This is a genomic window from Desulfobulbus rhabdoformis (genome assembly GCF_016919065.1).
In the GTDB taxonomy this organism is placed as follows: Bacteria; Desulfobacterota; Desulfobulbia; order Desulfobulbales; family Desulfobulbaceae; genus Desulfobulbus; species Desulfobulbus rhabdoformis.
This window is the reverse complement of record NZ_JAFFQA010000149.1, coordinates 1-713: the sequence shown is the minus strand read 5'-3', so window position 1 is coordinate 713 and position 713 is coordinate 1. Positions and strand designations below refer to the sequence as shown.

The following is a 713-nucleotide window of genomic DNA, read 5'->3' as shown; positions in this document are numbered from 1 at the left end:
GGTGTACGCCCGGCATGGGCGTGAACTTATGGGGTGCAAGTCCCCTGTACGTAGAATCCAATCACTGCCTTTTGGCAGCGATACCAAAGTACTAGCCGACGGCAAGGGCGTCTCCGCGAGGAGGGGTCTGAAGGAAGCCCGAGCGCAAAGCTATGAGCCGACGGACAGAAACAGCATATAAGGCCGAGTCACTGGGCAAGTCAGCACCACATGACGAAGTCCCACGGGTTCAAGTGATACGGTAAATGCTGCGGTTGTGTAGCGACAGTTCACGTTCTTATCCGGGGAGATCTGCTCCACATGCGTTTCGTAAAGAAAAGCGCGGTTTCCGGTAACGGTCTCCGTGGTGGAGCAGAAGTCAGCAGAGGCCATAGTAGACAGGACGTCACCACTGATGGCAGTGTGGTGGCTGGAAACAAGCCCGGCATAGAGAGCCGGGAAGACTTACCCTGTCGAAGGGCCGAACTTGAAGAGGGGGATGTCATTCCTCATGAGCTCCATATCGCGTTGAACCCGACCGGGCGAGCGAACACAATGGGCGCGTCATGGGAATCAAGCTCTCCAAGATAGTCGCGGTTACTGCCGTCTTTTCAAAGAACTGAAGCTATCGATTGACCGGCCACGGCCCGTCTCTCTTTGGGAACCGCCTGGTGCGGACCCGCATGCCAGGTGGTGTGGAGGCCGGGGGAGAAAAACCCCCGGCTATCCGATTG

Annotated in this window: 1 protein-coding gene; it reads left to right on the top strand. The window is 57.1% G+C overall.

Going from position 1 to position 713, the window contains the following annotated elements:
• The first annotated feature begins 300 nt into the window (after window positions 1-300).
• Window positions 301-570, top strand: a complete 270-nt coding sequence (locus JWJ90_RS22835; protein ID WP_205229514.1) for a hypothetical protein — start codon at window positions 301-303, stop codon at window positions 568-570.
• Window positions 571-713: the final 143 nt, after the last annotated feature.